This window comes from Streptomyces adelaidensis (genome assembly GCF_016598475.1).
Lineage (GTDB): Bacteria > Actinomycetota > Actinomycetes > Streptomycetales > Streptomycetaceae > Streptomyces > Streptomyces adelaidensis.
The window spans coordinates 1-19,346 of sequence record NZ_JAEMUX010000062.1; the positions used below are offsets into that span (position 1 = coordinate 1).

Genomic DNA, 19,346 nt, shown 5'->3' on the forward strand with positions numbered 1-19,346 from the left:
CCGCCGTAACCGCTGCCCGCGACTCTCGGCTACCCGAAGCGCGTCGCCGAGCGCCTCGGCCAACCTCTCTGCCAGGAAACGGAGTTCGCCACGTGGGGTGTCCGGGAGCAGATCCTGGGCGTGGGCCAGGAGTTCCGTGCCCATGCCGAGCTGAATGGATTCGGTGGTGTCGGCAAGCCGGGAGACCGGTCCGCCCTGGTCGTCGGTGATGAGGTAGCAGCGTTTGCCTTCGGGGCCGGTCCAGGGCGGCAGGCGTACGTCGCCTCGCGGCCCGAACGCCTCGGCTTCGACTTCGGCTTCGGACTCCGCTTCCATCAAGCGACCTCCATCCCATGGATCCAGTACGGACCGGCCATGTCCAACCCCATTGCCGCCATGGCCAGTTCACGGCGTCGCAGCCGTTGCTCGTGGGCGGTGACGTAGGGGCGTACGGCGATGGTGGCGGCGCCGTCGAGGGGAGTGTCGAGGCCGTAGGGGCTGCGGTGGGAGGGGAGTGAGGTGTCGAGGGTCGGGGGCGGGGCGGCGAGTTCAGGGCGTGGGCCGAGGGTGGCGGATCGATGCCTGCCACGCGGCTTGGGAAGGAAGCCCGCCCAGATGAGCAGGCGACCGATAGGGTCGGTCATGTCATTGGCTCCGTTCACTCTTCGCTGATGACCACGCCCCCGGACGGCTCCACCCGTCGCGGGGGCATTTCGCGCTTTGCAGTCGAGGTCTATTGCAGTCTACTGCGGTCGCGCGGTCTACCGCAGAGTTTTAGCGTCCACCGTATGAGTACCGAGCTCGACCGCACCCGGCCCGTCTGGCGGCAGGTTGCCGCAGCCATCGAAGCCCGTATCGCCAGTGGCGAGTATCCGGTGGGTGCCCGCGTGCCGTCCGTCGTGGAACTGTCCGCCGAGTTCGGCATCGCCGCCTCCACGGCGCAGAAGGCGCTGGCCCATCTCAAAGCGGAGGGCTTGATTCGAGCCGAGGTCGGCCTCGGTTCTTTCGTCGCCGAGCGGCCGGCGCCGTCCTCGGGGCAGGGCGAGGCATAGTCCTGGGCCGAGTGCGGCAGTGTCCGCGGAGATGTCGGTCGTCCGGGAGGCTTCGTGAGCGCGAACAAGTGGGTCAGCACCTCGATGCCGTATCTGACCCCACGTGAGAAAGGGCAGGGCGGCGACGCCTGGGCTGCCGACGCGGCGGCCCAGGGGCGTCGGGGCACCCAGCGGATCCTGTACGCCGGTGAGGTGCCGGCGCCCGACGAGGTGGCGCGGCTGTTCGGGCTGGCCGAGGGCGAGTCCGTCGTCGTACGCCGCCGCCTGATCCTCCTCGACGATCAGCCGAACGAACTCACCGACACCTACTACCCGGTCGACATCGCCCGAGGCACGCCCCTCGCCGGAACCGCCAAGATCCGGGGCGGAGCCATCACGTTGCTCGCCGAGCTGGGGTACGTCGGTGCCCTCGTCCGCGAGGACGTGACGGCCGACAACCCGGACGGCGAGGAGCGGGCGACCCTTCGGACCGCACCGGGAGAGCCGGTGCTACGCCTGACCAGGCTCACCCTTGATCGCGACAACCGGCCGATCCAACTCGACCGCATGGTGATGCCGGCGCTACGGCAGCGACTGCGCTACGGGATCGTGCTCGACAACGGAGTCGGGTGACGATGCCCAAGGCCGAACCCGACGCCCCCGATCGCCGTTCCCTCCACGAGCGCATCGCGGCCGACCTGCGCGACGACATCATGAGCGGCGAACTCCCGCCCGGGGCCAAACTGCCCTCCAATACCCACCTCAAGACTCGCTTCGACGCCTCGAACGCCACCGTGCAGAAGGCGCTCCAACTCCTCAAGGACGAAGGGCTGGTGGTCGGCCGGGCCGGCTCGGCCGTCACCGTACGGGAGCACCGGCAGCGCACCATGCGGCCCGCCTCCTTCATGGCGCCGGCCCCGCCCGGAGAGCCGTATCGCTGGCTCACGGAAGCGGCCAAGCACAGCGCGAGCGCCCGCAGCGCGCTCCTCGACGTGGCGGAGAGCCGCCCGCCCGCCGACGTACGTGCGGCCCTCGGCCTTTCGGAGGACGGCGGATCTGCGGGGCTGGCAACGCGCGGCCGAAAATGCAAGCACGCTTGCTTGTTTATCGCCCCGCTGTCATGCTCCCCCCATGGCAGACCGGAAGCCCGTGATCGATGATCTCTGTGCCGAGAGCGAGGAACTCGACCTGCTCGTCACCGAGTTGTCCCCAGATCGCTGGACGGCCGCCACCCCCGCCCCCGGCTGGACCGTCGCCCACCAGATCGCCCACCTCGCCTGGACCGACCACTCCTCCGTGCTGGCGGTGACGGATCAGGCCGCGTTCGCCCGTGAGGTCGAGTACGCGCTGACGTCGCCCGGGGACTTCGTGGACAACGGCGCGGAGGAGGGCGCGGGGAAGCCGCCGGAGCGGCTGCTCGCGGACTGGCGGGCCGGGCGCGAAGCCCTGGCGGAGGCTCTCCGGGCCGCACCGGACGGCGCGCGCTTCCCCTGGTACGGCCCGCCCATGTCCACCGCCTCCATGGCGACGGCCCGCCTCATGGAGACCTGGGCCCACGGCCTGGACATCGCCGACGCCCTGGGCGTCCCCCGAATCGCTCCCACCGACCGGCTCCGGCACATCACCCGCCTCGGCATCCGCACCCGCGACTTCGCCTTCGGAGTGCACGGACTGACCCCGCCCTTCGAGGAGTTCCGTGTGGAACTCACCGGACCCACCGGTGAGTTGTGGACGTACGGCCCCGAGGACGCGACCGACCACGTCGCCGGCCCCGCCCTCGACTTCTGCCTCCTGGTCACCCAGCGGGCCCACCGCACCGACCTCACCCTCCGCGCCGAAGGCTCCGACGCGGACCGCTGGCTGGACATCGCCCAGGCCTTCGCGGGCCCGCCCGGCGAGGGACGCCGCCCCCAGGAGAAGTCCCGGTGAGCGCGCCGGTGAGCGCATCGGCCGGCGCCCCGGCGAGCCCACCGCCGAACCCCCTCCGCATAGGCAACGCCTCCGGCTTCTACGGCGACCGCTTCGACGCGATGCGCGAGATGCTCACCGGCGGTGAACTCGACGTCCTCACCGGTGACTACCTCGCCGAGCTGACCATGCTCATCCTCGGCCGCGACCGCCTGAAGGACCCCACCGCCGGGTACGCCCGCACCTTCCTCCGCCAGCTGGAGGAGTGCCTGGGCCTCGCCCACGACCGGGGCGTCCGCGTCGTCACCAACGCGGGCGGCCTCAACCCGGCCGGACTCGCCACCGCTGTAAGGGAGTTGGCGGACCGGCTCGGCATCCCCGTACGCGTCGCACATGTCGAGGGCGACGACCTCACCGCCAGGCACCCCGGCAGCCTCGCCGCCCATGCCTACCTCGGCGGCTTCGGCATCGCGGCCTGTCTGCGGGCGGGCGCCGACATCGTGGTCACCGGCCGGGTGACGGACGCGGCCCTGGTCACCGGACCCGCCGCCGCCCACTTCGGCTGGGGCCCGGGGGAGTACGACCGCCTCGCGGGCGCCGTCGTCGCCGGCCACGTACTGGAGTGCGGGGCCCAGGCAACCGGCGGCAACTACGCCTTCTTCCATGAGCTCCATGAGCTCCATGAGCTCCACGAGCTCCATGAGCTCCACGAGCTCCACGAGCTCCACGAGCTCCATGAGCTCCACGAACTCCATGAGCTCCACGAACCCCCCGAACTCCAGGAACCCCCCGAACTCCATGAATCCGGCCCGGCCGCCCTGCGCCGCCCCGGCTTCCCCCTCGCCGAACTCCACGCCGACGGAACCGCCGTCATCACCAAGCACCCCGGCACCGGCGGCCTCGTCGACGTCGGCACAGTCACGGCCCAGCTCCTCTACGAGACGGGCGGCGCCCGGTACGCGGGCCCCGACGTCACCGCCCGACTCGACACGGTCCGGCTCACCCAGGACGGCCCCGACCGCGTCCGCATCGACGGCGTACGCGGCGAGGCCCCGCCCCCCACCCTCAAGGTCGGCCTCAACCGCCTCGGCGGCTTCCGCAACGAGGTCACCTTCGTCCTGACCGGACTGGAGATCGAGCGCAAGGCCGCCCTCGTCCGCGACCAGATGGAGAGTGCGCTCGCCGCCGCCAAGTCCCGCCCCGTGCACGTGAGTTGGGAGCTGGCCCGCACCGACCACCCCGACGCCCCCACCGAGGAGACGGCCAGCGCCCTCCTCCACCTCGTCGTCCGCGACCCCGACCAGGACGCGGTCGGCCGCGCCCTCAGCGGAGCAGCGGTAGAGCTGGCACTCTCCAGCTACCCCGGCTTCCACGTCCTGGCCCCACCCGGGAAAGGCGCCCCCTACGGCGTCTTCGAGGACGTGTACGTCGAGCAGGATGCCGTCGAGCACACGGCGGTCCTCCACGACGGGCGCCGGGTCCCGGTGTCCCCGGCCGGCGACACCCTCGTACTCGCCGCCGCCCCCGAACCACCCCTGCCCCAGCCCCTCCCCGCCGGGCTCCCCACCCGCCGCGCCCCCCTCGGCCTCGTCGCCGGCGCCCGCAGCGGCGACAAGGGCGGCAACGCCAACATCGGCGTCTGGGCCCGTACGGACGACGCCTGGCGGTGGCTGGCGCACACCCTCACCACCGACCGCCTCCGCGAACTCCTCCCGGAGACGGCCGGCCTGACCGTCACCCGGCACGCCCTCCCCGATCTCCGCGCCCTCAACTTCGTCATCGAGGGCATCCTCGGCGAGGGCGTCGCCTCCCAGCACCGTTTCGACCCCCAGGCCAAGGCCCTCGGCGAATGGCTCCGCTCCCGCCACCTGGACATACCGGAGATCCTCCTGTGACGGTCCTCAGCTCCACCCTCGACCCGGCCGGCCCCGACCACACGGCGAACCGCGAGGCCATGCTCGCCAAGCTCGCCGAACTCGACACCGAGCACGCGAAGGCCCTCGCGGGCGGCGGCGAGAAGTACGTCGAGCGGCACCGCAAACGCGGCAAACTGCTCGCCCGCGAGCGGATCGAGCTGCTCCTCGACCCCGACACGCCCTTCCTGGAGCTGTCCCCGCTCGCCGCCTGGGGCAGCGAGTACGCGGTCGGCGCCTCCCTCGTCACCGGCATCGGGGTCGTCGAGGGCGTCGAGTGCCTGATCACCGCGAACGACCCGACCGTACGGGGCGGTGCGAGCAACCCGTGGAGCCTGAAGAAGGCGCTGCGCGCGAACGACATCGCCCTCGCCAACCGCCTGCCCTGCATCAGCCTCGTCGAGTCCGGCGGGGCCGATCTCCCCTCGCAGAAGGAGATCTTCATCCCGGGCGGCGCGATCTTCCGCGACCTCACCCGGCTCTCCGCCGCCGGTATCCCGACGATCGCGGTCGTGTTCGGCAACTCCACCGCCGGCGGGGCCTACATCCCGGGCATGTCCGACCACGTGATCATGGTCAAGGAGCGGGCGAAGGTGTTCCTCGGCGGGCCGCCGCTCGTGAAGATGGCCACCGGTGAGGAGAGCGACGACGAGTCGCTGGGCGGCGCCGAGATGCACGCGCGCGTGTCGGGCCTCGCGGACCACTTCGCCGTCGACGAGCACGACGCCCTCCGCCAGGCCCGCCGCGTCGTCGCCCGCCTCAACCACCGCAAGGCGTACGCCGATCCGACCCCGGCCGCGCCCCCCAAGTACGACGAGGAGGACCTGCTGGGGATCGTCCCGCAGGACCTCAAGGCGCCCTTCGACCCCCGTGAGGTCATCGCCCGTATCGTCGACGCCTCCGACTTCGACGAGTTCAAGCCCCTCTACGGCACCAGTCTTACCACCGGCTGGGCCACCCTCCACGGCTACCCGGTCGGCATCCTCGCCAACGCCCGGGGCGTCCTCTTCAGCGAGGAGTCCCAGAAGGCCGCCCAGTTCATCCAGCTCGCCAACCAGCGCGACATCCCCCTCCTCTTCCTCCACAACACCACCGGTTACATGGTGGGCAAGGAGTACGAGCAGGGCGGCATCATCAAACACGGCGCCATGATGATCAACGCGGTCAGCAACAGCCGGGTCCCCCACCTGTCCGTCCTCCTGGGCGCCTCGTACGGGGCCGGCCACTACGGCATGTGCGGGCGCGCCTACGACCCCCGCTTCCTCTTCGCCTGGCCCAGCGCCAAGTCGGCGGTGATGGGCCCGCAGCAGCTGGCCGGCGTGCTCTCCATCGTCGCCCGGCAGTCGGCGACCGCGAAGGGGCAGCCGTACGACGAGGACGCGGACGCCGCCCTGCGCGCGATGGTGGAGCGGCAGATCGAGTCCGAGTCGCTCCCCATGTTCCTGTCCGGGCGGCTGTACGACGACGGGGTCATCGACCCCCGCGACACCCGCACCGTCCTCGGCCTGTGCCTGTCCGCCATCCACACGGCGCCCTACGAGGGCGCACGCGGAGGCTTCGGCGTCTTCCGAATGTAAGGCCGAATGCAAGGCCCGAGGCAAGGCCCGAGGCAAGGCTCGAGGCAAGGCCCGAGGCAAGGCCCGAGGCAAGGCTCGAGGCAAGGCTCGAGGCAAGGCTCGAGGCAAGGCTCGAGGCAAGGCTCGAGGCAAGGCTCGAGGCAAGGCCCGAGGCAAGGCTCGAGGCAAGGCTCGAGGCAAGGCTCGAGGCAAGGCCCGACGCAAGGCCCGACGCAAGGCCCGAGGCAAAGCCCGACGCAAGGCCCGATGTGCGGCCCGATGCAAGGCCGGATGTAAGGAACGTGAGGGACCACATGATTGCGACACTCCTCGTGGCCAACCGGGGCGAGATCGCCTGCCGCGTCTTCCGCACCTGCCGTGAGTTGGGAATCCGAACGGTCGCCGTGCACTCCGACGCCGATGAGAACGCCCTCCACGCGCGCGTGGCCGACGCGACGGTGCGACTCCCGGGCGCCACCCCCGCCGCCACCTACCTGCGCGGCGACCTGATCGTGAAGGCCGCCCTCGCCGCAGGCGCGGACGCGATCCACCCCGGCTACGGCTTCCTCTCCGAGAACGCCGACTTCGCCCGCGCCGTCCACGACGCCGGCCTCCTCTGGATCGGCCCGCCACCCGAGGCGATCGAGGCCATGGCGTCCAAGACACGCGCCAAGGAACTCATGGGCCTCGCCCCCCTCACCAAGGTCACCGAGAACGACCTGCCCGTCCTCGTCAAGGCCGCGGCGGGCGGCGGCGGACGCGGCATGCGCGTCGTCCGCGACCTCGCCGCCCTGGCCGACGAACTGACGGCGGCCCGCGCCGAGGCCCTGAGCGCATTCGGCGACGGCGAGGTCTTCGTCGAGCCGTACGTCGAGGTCGGCCGCCACGTCGAGGTGCAGATCCTCGCCGACACCCACGGCACCATCTGGCCGCTCGGCACCCGCGACTGCTCCCTCCAGCGCCGCCACCAGAAGGTGATCGAGGAGGCCCCCGCCCCCGGCCTGCCCCCCGAACTGACCGACTCCCTCCACGCCATGGCCGTACGGGCCGCCCGAGCCGTCGACTACGTCGGCGCCGGCACGGTCGAGTTCCTGATCGCCGACGGCCCCGACGCAGCCCCCACGGCCCACTTCCTGGAGATGAACACCCGCCTCCAGGTCGAACACCCCGTCACGGAAGCCGTCTTCGGCCTCGACCTCGTCGCCCTCCAGCTCCGCGTCGCCGAGGGCCACGCCCTCGAAACCGACCCCCCACGCGCGCGGGGCCACGCCGTCGAGGCCCGCCTCTACGCCGAGGACCCGGCCACCGACTGGACCCCCCAGACCGGCACCCTCCACCGCCTCACCACCCCCGACGGCATCCGCCTCGACACCGGCTACACCGACGGCGACGACATCGGCGTCCACTACGACCCCATGCTCGCCAAGCTCATCGCCCACGCCCCCACCCGCCCGGAGGCCCTGCGGAAACTGGCCGCCGCCCTGGAGCGCACGACCCTCCACGGCCCGACCACCAACAGAGACCTCCTGGTCCGCTCATTGCGCCACCCGGAGTTCACCTCCGGCCGCATGGACACGGGCTTCTACGACCGCCACCTCACCGACCTCACCACCCCCGCCCCCGACCCGTACGCCCCCCTGGCCGCCGCCCTCGCCGACGCCCACGGCCGCTCCCGCTTCGGCGGCTGGCGCAACCTCCCCTCCCACCCCCAGACCAAGCGCTACGCGATGTCCGGGGAGGAGACCGAGGTCCACTACCGCCACACCCGCGAGGGCCTGACGGCGGACGGCGTACGCGTCATCACCGCGACCCCCACCCTGGTCGTCCTCGAAGCCGACGGCGTCCGCCGAAAGTTCGACGTCACCCGCTACGCCGACGACCAGATCCACGTGAACACCACCGTCCTCACCCCCCTCCCCCGCTTCCCCGACCCCACCAGCCAGCAACTCCCCGGCTCCCTCCTCGCCCCCATGCCCGGCACAGTCGTACGCCTCGCCGAGAACCTGACCCCGGGCACCCCCGTGACAGCCGGCCAACCCCTCCTCTGGCTGGAGGCGATGAAGATGGAACACAAGATCACAGCCCCGGTCACCGGCACGCTCACGGCTCTGCACGCCGTACCTGGCCAACAGGTGGAGCCGGGCATGCTGCTGGCGGTGGTGGAGGGGGCTTAAGGGGCGCGGGGAACTGCGCGACAAGCCCCCACAACCCGCACCCTCCAACAGACGAACCCACCCTCCCCCTTAGGAGTCCGCCCCCATGCCCCCAGCCACCGTGGAATCCGAAGAACACAAAGCCCTACGAGCCGCCGTATCCGCCCTGGGCAACCGCTACGGCCGCGCCTACATCACCAAGATCAACAAAGAGGGCGGCCACCCCGACGAACTCTGGTCCGAGGCCGCCAAGCTCGGCTACCTGGGCGTCAACCTGCCGGAGGCATACGGCGGCGGAGGCGGCGGCATAGCCGAACTCTCCATAGTCCTCGAAGAGCTCGGCACCGCAGGCTGCCCCCTCCTCATGCTCATCGTCTCCCCGGCGATCTGCGGCACAGTGATCGCCCGCTTCGGCACGGAACCCCAGAAACAACAGTGGCTCCCCGGCCTCGCGGACGGCACCCGCCTCATGGCCTTCGGCATAACGGAACCCGACGCCGGCTCCAACAGCCACCGCATCACCACCACAGCACGCAAGGACGAGACCGGCGACTGGCTCCTCACCGGCCGCAAGGTCTTCATCTCCGGCGTGGACAGGGCGGACGCGGTCCTCATGGTCGGCCGCACCGAGGACGCCCGCACCGGCACCCTGAAGCCCTGCCTCTTCATCGTCCCCACCGACACCCCCGGCTTCGAGTACCGCCAGATCGACATGGAACTCCGCGCCCCCGAAAAGCAGTTCGAACTCACCTTCGACGACATCCGCATCCCCGCCGACGCCCTCGTCGGCGACGAGAACGCCGGCCTGCTCCAGCTCTTCGCCGGCCTCAACCCCGAACGCATCATGACCGCCGCCTTCGCGATCGGCATGGCCCGCTACGCCCTCACCAAGGCCGTCGAGTACGCCCGCGACCGCACCGTATGGAGCCGGCCCATCGGCGCCCACCAGGCGATCGCCCACCCCCTCGCCCAGTCCCACATCGAACTCGAACTGGCCCGCCTGATGATGAACAAGGCGGCCCACCTCTACGACGCAGGGGACGACGCGGCGGCAGGCGAGGCCGCCAACATGGCCAAGTACGCGGCGGGGGAGGCCTGCGTGAAGGCCGTCGACCAGGCCGTGCACACCCTCGGCGGCAACGGCCTCACCGCCGAGTTCGGCCTCGCCTCGCTGATTACGGCGGCGCGCGTGTCTCGTATCGCGCCGGTGAGCCGGGAGATGATTCTCAACTACGTCTCCCACCAGACCCTGGGCCTCCCGAAGTCGTACTAAGGGGGTGTTGCGAACGTCCCGCACAGCACCCACGGCGCCCGGCACGCCGAGGGCACGCACCGAACACCGCGGGCACCGCACGGGACGTTCACAACACCCCCTAGCCGCCTTGGAGGAACCATGTTCCGCAGCGAGTACGCAGACATCCCGCCCGTCGAACTCCCCATCCACGAAGCCGTACTGGGCCACGCCGCCCGGTTCGGCGACACACCCGCGCTGATCGACGGCGTCGACGGCACGACCCTCACCTACGAGCAGGTCGACCGTTTCCACCGGCGGCTGGCCGCCGCGTTCGCCGAGGCCGGTGTCCGCAAGGGCGATGTCCTCGCCCTGCACAGCCCCAACACGATCGCCTACCCGACCGCCTTCTACGCGGCCACGCGCGCCGGCGCCACGGTCACCACCGTGCACCCGCTGGCCACCCCCGGCGAGCTGGCCAAACAGCTCAGGGACTCCGGCGCGAGCTGGATCGTCACGGTCTCCCCCCTCCTCGAAAGCGCCCGCGCCGCCGCCGAACGCGTAGGCGGCATACGGGAGATCTTCGTCTGCGACAGCGCCCCCGGGCACCGCTCCCTGATCGACATGCTCGCCTCCGCCGCCCCCGAACCGGCCGTCGACATCGACCCGGTGACAGACCTGGCGGCCCTCCCGTACTCCTCCGGCACGACCGGCGTCCCCAAGGGGGTCATGCTCACCCACCGGTCCATCGCCACCAACCTCGCCCAGCTCGAACACGTCATGCCGGCCGGCCCCGGCGACCGCATCCTCGCCGTCCTGCCGTTCTTCCACATCTACGGCCTCACCGCCCTCATGAACGCCCCCCTGCGGCTCGGCGCCACAGTCGTCGTCCTGCCCCGCTTCGACCTGGAGACCTACCTCGCGGCCATCGCCAAGCACCGCATCACCCACCTCTACGTGGCCCCGCCGATCGTCCTCGCCCTCGCCAAACACCCCGCCGCCGAGCGCTACGACCTCTCCACGGTCCGCCACATCCTCTCCGCCGCCGCACCCCTCGACGCGAAACTGGCCGCGGCCTGCTCCACCCGCCTCGGCCTGCCGCCCGTCGTCCAGGCCTACGGCATGACCGAACTCTCCCCCTGCTCCCACCTGGTGCCCCTCGCCCAGGCAGCCACAGCGCCCCCCGGCACCGTCGGCAAGCTCATCGCCGGCACCGAGATGCGGATCGTCTCCCTCGACGACCCCGGCAAGGAGCTCGGCGCCGGCGAACAGGGCGAGATCGTCCTGCGCGGCCCCCAGGTCATGAAGGGCTACCTGGGCCGCCCCCAGGACACCGACGACATGATCGACACCGACGGCTGGCTCTCCACCGGAGACGTCGGGTACACCGACGCCGACGGCTGGCTGTACATCGTCGACCGCGTCAAGGAACTCATCAAATACAAGGGCTTCCAGGTCGCCCCCGCCGAACTCGAAGCCCTCCTCGTCACCCACCCCGGCATAGCCGACGCCGCCGTCGTCGGCCACTACAACGACGACGGCAACGAGGTCCCCCACGCCTTCGTCGTCCGCCACCCCACGGCCGCCGACCTCTCCGAGGGCGAGATCATGATGTACGTCGCCGAACGCGTCGCCCCCTACAAACGCGTCCGCCACGTCACCTTCATCGCCGGCATCCCCCGCGCCACCTCCGGGAAGATCCTCCGCCGCGAACTACGGGACCGCCTGTGACCGACCTCGTCCGCCACGCCCACGACCGGGGCGTCACCACCCTCACCCTCGACTCCCCGGCCAACCGCAACGCCCTGTCGGCCCAGCTGGTGCGCGAACTGTCGGACGCGCTGACCCGCTGCGGCAACGACGACGACGTACGCGCCGTCCTCCTCACCCACACCGGGAACACCTTCTGCGCGGGCGCCGACCTGCGCCACCCTCCCCACCCCGAGGAACTGGTCAGGCTGCTCCGGCAGATCGTCAAGCTGCGCAAGCCCGTCGTCGCCCGCGTCACCGGCCATGTCCGGGCGGGCGGCCTCGGCCTGCTCGCCGCCTGCGACATCGCCGCCGCCGGCCCCGAGGCCACCTTCGCCTTCACCGAGGTCCGCATCGGCGTCGCCCCCGCCGTCATCTCGCTGACCCTGCTGCCCCGCACCGACCCGCGCGCCCTCACCCGCTACTACCTCACCGGCGAGAAGTTCGACCCCGCCGAGGCCACCCGCATCGGCCTGCTCACCGCCACCGGCGCGGACGTCGACGACGTACTCGAACCCGTCCTCGACGGCCTGCGCCGAGCCTCCCCGAAGGCCCTGGCGGAGACGAAACGGCTGCTCACAGCTAAGGTGCTGGAATCCTTCGACCAGGACGCGGGCAGGCTGAGCAGGCTCTCGGCCCGGCTGTTCGACTCCGACGAGGCGGACGAAGGGATGAGGGCCTTCCGAGAAAGACGGGATCCGCAATGGGTGGTGTGACCATGGTCGGCGCGTTCGACCGTGCACCGAAGCAGGACCGCAGCCGGGCCACCCGGCAGCGACTCCTCCAGGCCGCCGTCGCCTGCCTCGCCGAACACGGCTGGGCCGGCTCCACCGTCTCCGTCGTCGCCGAACGCGCCGGCGTCTCCCGGGGCGCCGCACAACACCACTTCCGCACCCGCGAGGACCTCTTCACCGCCGCCGTCGAATACGTCGCCGAAGAACGCTCCCTCGCCCTGCGCGCCCTCTTCCCCGAAGGCACCCCCGACCGCCGCGCCGTCGTCGCCGCCGTCGTCGACCTCTACACCGGCCCCCTCTTCCGCGCCGCCCTCCACCTCTGGGTCGCCGCCTCCAACGAGGACCAGCTCCGCCCCCGCGTCACCGAGCTCGAAGGCCACGTCGGCCGCGAGACCCACCGCATCGCCGTCTACCTCCTGCGCGCCGACGAAACCGTCCCCGGCGTCCGCGAAACCGTCCAGGGCCTCCTCGACATGGCCCGCGGCCTCGGCCTCGCCAACCTCCTCACCGACGACACCGGCCGCCGCGACAAGGTCGTCGCCCAATGGGCCGCCCTGCTGGACGAAACCCTGGGCTGAGCCACTCCCTATTCAGCCGCTCAGGGACTCAGCTCCTCAGGGACTCAGCCGCTCAGGGACTCAGCCGCTCCACCCGCCACGACCCGTCCGGCTCCGCCACGTACCGCAACCGGTCGTGCAGCCGGTTCCACCGCCCCTGCCAGAACTCCACACTCCGCGGCGCCACCCGGAAACCACCCCAGTTCGGCGGCACCGGCACCTGCTCACCCTCCGGATACCGGGCCAGCAACTCCGCGTACGCCGCGTCCAGTTCGGCCCGCGAATAGATCACCGACGACTGCACACTCGCCCACGCCCCCAGCTGCGAACCATGCGGCCGCGTCCGGAAGTACGCCGCCGTCTCGTCCCGCCCCGTCCGCCGCGCCGTCCCGCTCACGATCACCTGCCGGGCCACCGCATGCCACGGGAACAGCAACGAGACGTACGGGTTCTCCGCCAGGTCACGAGCCTTACGGGAGTCGTAGTTCGTGAAGAAGACGAAGCCCTGCTCGTCGTACGCCTTCATCAGCACCGTACGAGAACTGGGGCGCCCCTCGGCATCCGCCGTCGACACCACCATGGCGTTCGGCTCGAACACCCCGCCCTCCTGAGCGGCCTGCCCGAACCACCGCCCGAACTGCTCCATCGGACCACCGGCGAGCTCGCCCTCGTCGAGTCCGTCGGCCCGGTACTGCTTGCGCATGAGAGCGGGATCAGGCACGGGTTCGAGACCGGGATCGTTCACATGGTCATCCTGCCGTATCGACGGCAGACAGGACGGATGGTGGCACTGAGTGCCGCACGCCCTCCCCAAACCTGGCACTCAGGGGTATGGTGCTGGAACATTCTTGGTGGGGGCCGCCAGCCGCGCACGCCCCTCCGCCGCACGAACCCCTGTCGCTCACATCAAGAGGAGCCGCCTGATGTCCGACTTCGTACCCGGGCTCGAAGGAGTCATCGCGTTCGAGACGGAGATCGCCGAACCGGACAAGGAGGGCGGCGCCCTGCGGTACCGGGGCGTCGACATCGAGGACCTGGTCGGCCACGTCTCCTTCGGCAACGTCTGGGGCCTCCTCGTCGACGGCGCCTTCAACCCCGGCCTGCCGCCCGCCGAACCCTTCCCCATCCCCGTCCACTCGGGTGACATCCGCGTCGACGTCCAGTCCGCGCTCGCCATGCTCGCCCCGGTCTGGGGCCTCAAGCCCCTCCTCGACATCGACGAGCAGCAGGCCCGCGCCGACCTCGCCCGCGCCGCCGTCATGGCCCTCTCCTACGTCGCCCAGTCCGCCCGCGGCCAGGGCCTGCCCATGGTCCCGCAGCGCGAGATCGACAAGGCCCAGTCCGTCGTCGAACGCTTCATGATCCGCTGGCGCGGCGAACCCGACCCCAAGCACGTGGCAGCGGTCGACGCCTACTGGACCTCAGCGGCCGAGCACGGCATGAACGCCTCCACCTTCACGGCGAGGGTCATCGCGTCGACGGGCGCGGACGTGGCGGCGGCCCTCTCCGGCGCCGTAGGAGCCATGTCGGGCCCCCTCCACGGCGGCGCGCCCTCCCGGGTCCTCGGCATGATCGAAGAGATCGAACGCACAGGCGACGCCGACGCCTACGTAAAACGAGCCCTCGACAAGGGCGAACGCCTCATGGGCTTCGGCCACCGCGTCTACCGCGCCGAGGACCCCCGCGCCCGCGTCCTGCGCCGCACCGCCCGCGACCTCGGCGCCCCCCGCTTCGAGGTCGCCGAAGCCCTGGAAAAGGCGGCCCTGGCCGAACTCCACGCCCGCCGCCCCGACCGCGTCCTCGCCACGAACGTCGAATTCTGGGCCGCCATCGTCCTCGACTTCGCCGAGGTCCCGGCCCACATGTTCACCTCCATGTTCACCTGCGCCCGCACGGCCGGCTGGTCGGCGCACATCCTGGAACAGAAGCGCACCGGCCGCCTCGTCCGCCCCTCCGCCCGCTACACCGGCCCCGGCTCACGAGACCCCAGGGACATCGAGGGCTACGACGGCATCACCCGCTAGCCCCGCAAACGCAGACGACCCGCAGGCTCTGGGTCCCTCCACCACCAGGGCGGAGAAGCCGGCCGGACGTACCGGCGAGTCTGCGGGTCGGGTGACTGCTTGAGATTGGGCCGGCTGCACGCTCAACTCACGCGCTGCTCCGGCACCGCACTGTGTGTGGTGCTGGGCTGCTAGCCCGCAGCCACCTCGCACGTCCGGGTTTCATACATGTACCCGATCACCTCCCTTTCTTGCGTACGTCCCACACTAGGAAGGGACCGGGAGGCGCTCAAGCGATTTTCCGAAACGATCACTCGGCGATGACCGTCCGGATCGTGTAGCTGTACCCGTCGCCCCGCTGCAGCAGCCGCAGATTCCAATGGCTGACGTTGATCCGGCCGTGTGGTGTGGCGAGACTGTGCTGCCCCCTGGCTCGGACAGAAATACGCCCGGTCCATGTGCCCGCCCACTTACCCGAGGGCATGGTGGCGCGAACGAGATCCCCGGTGACGTATCCGAAGTGCTGCTTGGCGCGAGCCCTCCGCAGCCGGGGGAATCCGAACCGATCGGGTGTGGTGCGGGCATAAGAGCCGCGTCCGGTGGCTTTGGCGACGAGGACCTGCCCCGGCACCCGAACGATGGCATCCCCGCCCTCGCGATCCAGCGCGCCGACGCAGAGGGCATCAAGGGTGTGTGTCTTGTCCAGCCCGGCCGTGGTGCGGTTCTGCTTGGTCAGGGTGCCGGGCCAGTCGTGAACGGGTCTCCCGAGAGCCTCCAGGGCTTCCAGCAGTCGCCAGCGGGTGGCGTTCATCGCGGCGGCGTCCTGGAGCGGCGCCTTGACCTGCTGGAGGATCTTGGTGAGGCGTTCCGGCCGGTGGGCGAGGAAGGCGTCGACGGGTCGGTTTCCCTTGGCCTGGTTGCAGGGGATGCAAGCGAGGACGAGGTTGGAGATGCGGTTCGAACCTCCCCGGCTGCGTGGCCGGAGGTGGTCGATGTTGAGTGGTACGCCGGTGGCGTCGCAGTAGGCGCAGGCGCTGCCCCATTTCTCGTGGAGGTGGGCGCGGGCGTTGGTGCCCGCGAGGGGGCCGTGCTCGTATTCGGTCCCGCTGAGGGTTCTGCCCGCGCTCATGGAGTGGGTGTCGAAGGCGGTGACTTCCACGTGGATCTCGGTGACGGGTGCGTAGCGGCACATGCGGGTCACGATTGAGGCGGTGGTGTCGACGCGGTGGTGCAGTGAGGGTGGCAGCCAGCCTGGGGGGTGGGTGCGGTTGTGTGAACGTGGTTTTCTGTAGCGGCAGTTGGCGGAGCGTCGTCTGTTTCGGTATCCGGCGCGCTGTTGCATGCACATGTGGATCTGGTCGCCGCGATGCTGTAGTTCGACGGAGATCAGGCCCCGTCTGGCGATGACCGTGATCCCTTCCCTGCCCGTTTCCTTCTTCTCGTCGGTGAGGGCGAGGCCTGTCCCTTTGGATCCGGGGTCGATGCGTAGTTGCACGCCGTCGACCTTGGATTCGGCGAGTGTGCGGTCCTTGAGCCGGATGGTGAAGGGAACCTGCCGGGCGACGACGGCTCGTCCCTTGCCGAGGAGTTCGCGGGCGCGGGCGGGGTGGCAGGGCATGAGGGGCTTGCTGTCCTTGGAGAGGACGAAAACTCTGCCCGCACCGACTCCGCCGGCGTAGGTGTCACCGTGTGTGGGGACGTCACCGTCCCCGTTCTCTGCCGTCTCCGCTGCCGTGGCAGTGGTCTTGGCGTGTCGCCGACGGGCTGTGGTGCTGTGCCCGCCGGTCTCCCCTCGCCCATGTTTCCCGCCGGTGCCCCGCGCGGTGGCGGGGTGTCCGTGAGCCGTTTCGTCCCTGCTCCCGGGGGTGTCTGCTCCCACGGATTCCAGAGCAGGCTGCTGAGGAAGCACAGCCTGGTGGGTGTTCTCGCCTGCGGGCAACGTAGTCATCGGGGCACCTCCCTGATCGTTGAGATCGTGATGACTGGGGCTGGTCACTCGACGACCGTGTGGTCGGGGAGCGAGTGACCTCCCTTCCTCGGTGCCCTCAAGACGCTAGCGATCAAGTGCCGATGCGGTGCCGATCTCTGCGCAAAGCCCTCATCTGTGCGAATCCATCCAATTCCTCGAACGGGTAGCCGTGTCTGCTGCTAAGCGGACTACTTGCACGGTCGGCAGTGACGGTTCTCCGACGCGGCGCGGGCTGTCATGGATTGGGCGAGCCGCACCGCCGGAGGCAGTAGATGAGCCTGGACCGGCCCGTTCGGGCCGGTCTGCGGGTGCGTCGCTCCTCGCTCTGTCTCAGATCTGAGAGCCCGGCTGCAGTACGGCGAACACCCCGCGGGCCCGGCTGCCGTCCGGCAGGTCCCAGTGGCCTGTGACGTGGCCCTTCGCGCCGGCCGGGAGGTCGTCGGGGCCGGGCCGGAGGGTTCGGTTCAGGTGGAGGGTCGTGGTGGGCGGGATCGGTATCCGGGTGCCGTCGTGGTCGTCGGTGGGGGTGGTGGGATCGGCGGACAGCGGGTCGGTGCCCGTGTAGGCGTGGGTGATCTCGGGGTCCGGGGTGTCGGTGAGGCTCTGGGCCTGGGGCTCGGTGCGGCCTTCGAAGAGGGCGAGGAGCTGGGTGAGGAGGACCGGGTCGTGGCAGCCGTCGTAGGCCCAGCGCTCGCCCAGTACGCCGTGCTCCATCGTGCCGATGAGGGCGTGGTCGGCGTCGGGGAGAGGGGCGCCTCGGTAGGTGAGGGGGACCAGGTAGTGGACGGGGGTGGGGCCCGAGGTGTCCGTGGCCACCATGAATTCGATGCCCACCTCGCCGGCCGGGTCGTCGAGGCGGAAGCCGCCGGCCTTGGTCAGCCTGGGGGCGGTGGGGCCGCCGGTGTACCAGGGGCGGGTGGGCAGCCAGGTGGTGAGCAGTTCGAGCTTGGTGGGCTTGAGGGTGGTGCGGTGGATGACAGCCATGGTGGGGATTCTGTCGGACGGCGCGCCCCGACGGCCCACCCCCTTTCGGCTGTTCCGCCTGTTCTGGTTGTTCCGGCTACTGCGGCTATTCCGACGACCTCTCCAGCGCCTCCAGGTCCAGTGCCGTGGCGATCCGTACCGCCACGTCCTCCGCGTACACCGCGTCCGTGCGTTCGAACGGGGTGCGGCCGGCGCCGCGCAGGAAGGTGACGACGCCGAGGGTGCGGCCTCGGCTGCGCAGTACGGCGCAGAGGGCGTGGACGGTGTCCGGGGGCCATTGGCGGCCGGTGGCCCAGTCACGGGCGGTTTCCGGGGCGGCGGTGCCGGCGCTGGCGCGGACGGAGCCGGCGCGTTCGACGCATTGCAGGGCGGGGTGGCCCGGGCCGTAGCGGACGGGGAGCCCGGCGTGGCCGGCGAGGTGGCTGGGGCCGGGGGCGCCGCTCGGGGTGGCGGCGGCGCGTACGAGGCGGGCGGGGCCTTCGCCGTCGGCGAGGGAGCCGCCGGCGACGCGGTCGATGAGGGCGTGGTCGGCGAAGCCGGCGAGGGCGAAGTCGAGGTGGACGGTGGCGGCCTCGCCGGGGTCCTCGCACTCGGCGGCGGCGCGTGCGGCGCGGTGGAGCTGGTTCATGCGGAAGCGGAGCAGGGAGGCTTCCTGCTCGGTCTGTTTGGACTCGGTGACGTCCTGGAAGAGCCAGCCGACGCCGAGGGGAACCGGTTCTTCGGCGAGGGGGGAGGCGAGGCGGAGGAAGCCGCTGCGCCAGCAGCGCCGTTTCTCGCCGTCGGGGGTGCGGACGCCGACCCAGATCTCGGCGGGTGCGGGCGGGGCGCCCTCCGCGAGTACGTGGGTGAGGGCGCTCTCCAGTTCCTCGACGCCCTGGGCGAGCAGTTCGCCGAGGGGGCGCCCGAGGACCGCCGTACGGCCGATGCCGAGGGAGCGGGCGGCGTGCGCGTTGACGACGGCGGGGCGCAGGTCGGCGTCGACGAGGACGACTCCCCAGGACGCGTCCTCGAAGAGGGCCTCGCTGAGGGCGATGGACCGTTCGAGGTCGATCTGCGCGTGGACCTCGCTGAAGGCGGTGTACAGGCCGGCGGGTTTGCCGTCGGGTCCGCGTACGGCGGCGGACTGGGTGCGTACGAGGACCCGGCCGCCGTCCTTGGTGACGAGGGCGAACTCGTGCACCTGCCGTCCGGAGGCGTGCATGGCGGCCATCAGCCGCCCCTCGACCTCCTCGGCGTCGGCGGTGCGTACGGCCCAGCCGGCGAAGCCGTGGCGCCCCACGGCCTCGTCCGCGGTCCAGCCGAGGATGCGTTCGGCCTCGCGGTTCCAGTGGGTGACGACGCCGTCGGCGTCGAAGGCGCACAGGGCCGCGTCCATCCCGTCCAGCAGCGCGGCGAGAAGGTCCGAGCCGCCGGAGTCCGAGCCGCCGGAGTCCGGGCCGCCGGAGTCCGGGCCTGTTGTGTTCTCGATGTCGTTGGTGTCCTCGTCCGTCGGACCGTCCTGCTCGGGCTCGTCGGGCCCGAGCTCGTCGGTGGTCCCACTACGCCGGGAAGCACTCACCTGAACCCCCTGCAGGCTGCG

Annotated in this window: 17 protein-coding genes and 1 pseudogene; 12 read left to right on the forward strand and 6 right to left on the reverse strand. The window is 71.0% G+C overall.

Features of this window, described 5'->3' with window-relative positions; genetic code table 11:
- On the reverse strand, positions 1–315 hold a 315-nt coding region (locus I8N67_RS29045), incomplete at its 3' end, for a hypothetical protein (RefSeq protein WP_200307187.1).
- A complete protein-coding gene (locus I8N67_RS29050; protein WP_200307188.1) occupies positions 315–623 on the reverse strand; it encodes a hypothetical protein in 309 nt (102 codons plus the stop codon). The genes I8N67_RS29050 and I8N67_RS29045, both read right to left, overlap by 1 nt.
- Before the next feature lie 144 nt (positions 624–767).
- Here I8N67_RS29050 and I8N67_RS29055 point away from each other — a divergent pair, with 144 nt between their 5' ends.
- The 11 genes and pseudogenes from I8N67_RS29055 (at position 768) to I8N67_RS29105 (ending at position 12,832) form a co-directional block, all read left to right on the forward strand.
- Complete coding sequence (locus tag I8N67_RS29055; RefSeq protein ID WP_200307189.1) at positions 768–1,031, forward strand: GntR family transcriptional regulator; 264 nt, start codon at positions 768–770, stop codon at positions 1,029–1,031.
- A gap of 54 nt (positions 1,032–1,085) precedes the next feature.
- On the forward strand, positions 1,086–1,643 hold the full coding sequence (locus tag I8N67_RS29060; RefSeq protein ID WP_200307190.1) for a GntR family transcriptional regulator: 558 nt from the start codon (positions 1,086–1,088) through the stop codon (positions 1,641–1,643).
- A gap of 2 nt (positions 1,644–1,645) precedes the next feature.
- Positions 1,646–2,062 (forward strand): annotated as a pseudogene (locus tag I8N67_RS29065) (GntR family transcriptional regulator); the annotation flags it as partial.
- 79 nt (positions 2,063–2,141) lie between these two features.
- Positions 2,142–2,939: a TIGR03084 family metal-binding protein gene (locus I8N67_RS29070; RefSeq protein WP_200307191.1), complete on the forward strand. Its 798-nt coding sequence runs from the start codon at positions 2,142–2,144 to the stop codon at positions 2,937–2,939.
- Complete coding sequence (locus I8N67_RS29075) at positions 2,936–4,813, forward strand: acyclic terpene utilization AtuA family protein (RefSeq protein ID WP_307835400.1); 1,878 nt, start codon at positions 2,936–2,938, stop codon at positions 4,811–4,813. Before I8N67_RS29070 ends, I8N67_RS29075 begins: the two co-directional genes overlap by 4 nt.
- The gene (locus tag I8N67_RS29080; RefSeq protein ID WP_200307192.1) at positions 4,810–6,408 is read left to right on the forward strand and encodes an acyl-CoA carboxylase subunit beta; all 1,599 of its coding nucleotides are present in this window, start codon (positions 4,810–4,812) and stop codon (positions 6,406–6,408) included. The genes I8N67_RS29075 and I8N67_RS29080 overlap by 4 nt, the downstream gene beginning before the upstream one ends.
- Positions 6,409–6,701: 293 nt before the next feature.
- Complete coding sequence (locus I8N67_RS29085; RefSeq protein WP_200307193.1) at positions 6,702–8,561, forward strand: acetyl/propionyl/methylcrotonyl-CoA carboxylase subunit alpha; 1,860 nt, start codon at positions 6,702–6,704, stop codon at positions 8,559–8,561.
- 85 nt (positions 8,562–8,646) lie between these two features.
- The gene (locus I8N67_RS29090) at positions 8,647–9,813 is read left to right on the forward strand and encodes an acyl-CoA dehydrogenase family protein (protein ID WP_200307194.1); all 1,167 of its coding nucleotides are present in this window, start codon (positions 8,647–8,649) and stop codon (positions 9,811–9,813) included.
- A gap of 120 nt (positions 9,814–9,933) precedes the next feature.
- Positions 9,934–11,502, forward strand: coding sequence for a 4-coumarate--CoA ligase family protein (locus I8N67_RS29095; RefSeq protein WP_200307195.1), 1,569 nt, complete (start codon positions 9,934–9,936; stop codon positions 11,500–11,502).
- Positions 11,499–12,236 carry an enoyl-CoA hydratase family protein gene (locus tag I8N67_RS29100; RefSeq protein WP_200307196.1) on the forward strand — a complete coding sequence of 246 codons (738 nt, stop codon included), beginning with the start codon at positions 11,499–11,501 and terminating at the stop codon, positions 12,234–12,236. The genes I8N67_RS29095 and I8N67_RS29100 overlap by 4 nt, the downstream gene beginning before the upstream one ends.
- On the forward strand, positions 12,224–12,832 hold the full coding sequence (locus I8N67_RS29105) for a TetR/AcrR family transcriptional regulator (protein ID WP_200307197.1): 609 nt from the start codon (positions 12,224–12,226) through the stop codon (positions 12,830–12,832). The genes I8N67_RS29100 and I8N67_RS29105 overlap by 13 nt, the downstream gene beginning before the upstream one ends.
- Before the next feature lie 52 nt (positions 12,833–12,884).
- On the opposite strand, the gene pdxH is transcribed toward I8N67_RS29105, so the two are convergent.
- On the reverse strand, positions 12,885–13,514 hold the full coding sequence (pdxH, locus tag I8N67_RS29110) for a pyridoxamine 5'-phosphate oxidase (protein ID WP_200307224.1): 630 nt from the start codon (positions 13,512–13,514) through the stop codon (positions 12,885–12,887).
- Between the two features lie 220 nt (positions 13,515–13,734).
- Between pdxH and I8N67_RS29115 the strand changes: the two genes are divergently transcribed.
- Positions 13,735–14,835, forward strand: a complete 1,101-nt coding sequence (locus tag I8N67_RS29115; RefSeq protein ID WP_200307198.1) for a citrate synthase 2 — start codon at positions 13,735–13,737, stop codon at positions 14,833–14,835.
- 289 nt (positions 14,836–15,124) lie between these two features.
- Here the strand turns inward: I8N67_RS29115 and iscB are convergent, their stop codons facing one another.
- The 3 genes from iscB to I8N67_RS29130 all read right to left on the reverse strand — a co-directional run bounded on the left by iscB (position 15,125) and on the right by I8N67_RS29130 (position 19,325).
- A complete protein-coding gene (gene iscB, locus I8N67_RS29120) occupies positions 15,125–16,762 on the reverse strand; it encodes an RNA-guided endonuclease IscB (RefSeq protein WP_200307199.1) in 1,638 nt (545 codons plus the stop codon).
- 351 nt (positions 16,763–17,113) lie between these two features.
- Complete coding sequence (locus I8N67_RS29125) at positions 17,114–17,767, reverse strand: maltokinase N-terminal cap-like domain-containing protein (protein ID WP_200307200.1); 654 nt, start codon at positions 17,765–17,767, stop codon at positions 17,114–17,116.
- A gap of 85 nt (positions 17,768–17,852) precedes the next feature.
- The gene (locus I8N67_RS29130) at positions 17,853–19,325 is read right to left on the reverse strand and encodes a PAS domain-containing protein (RefSeq protein ID WP_200307201.1); all 1,473 of its coding nucleotides are present in this window, start codon (positions 19,323–19,325) and stop codon (positions 17,853–17,855) included.
- Positions 19,326–19,346 lie beyond the last annotated feature (21 nt).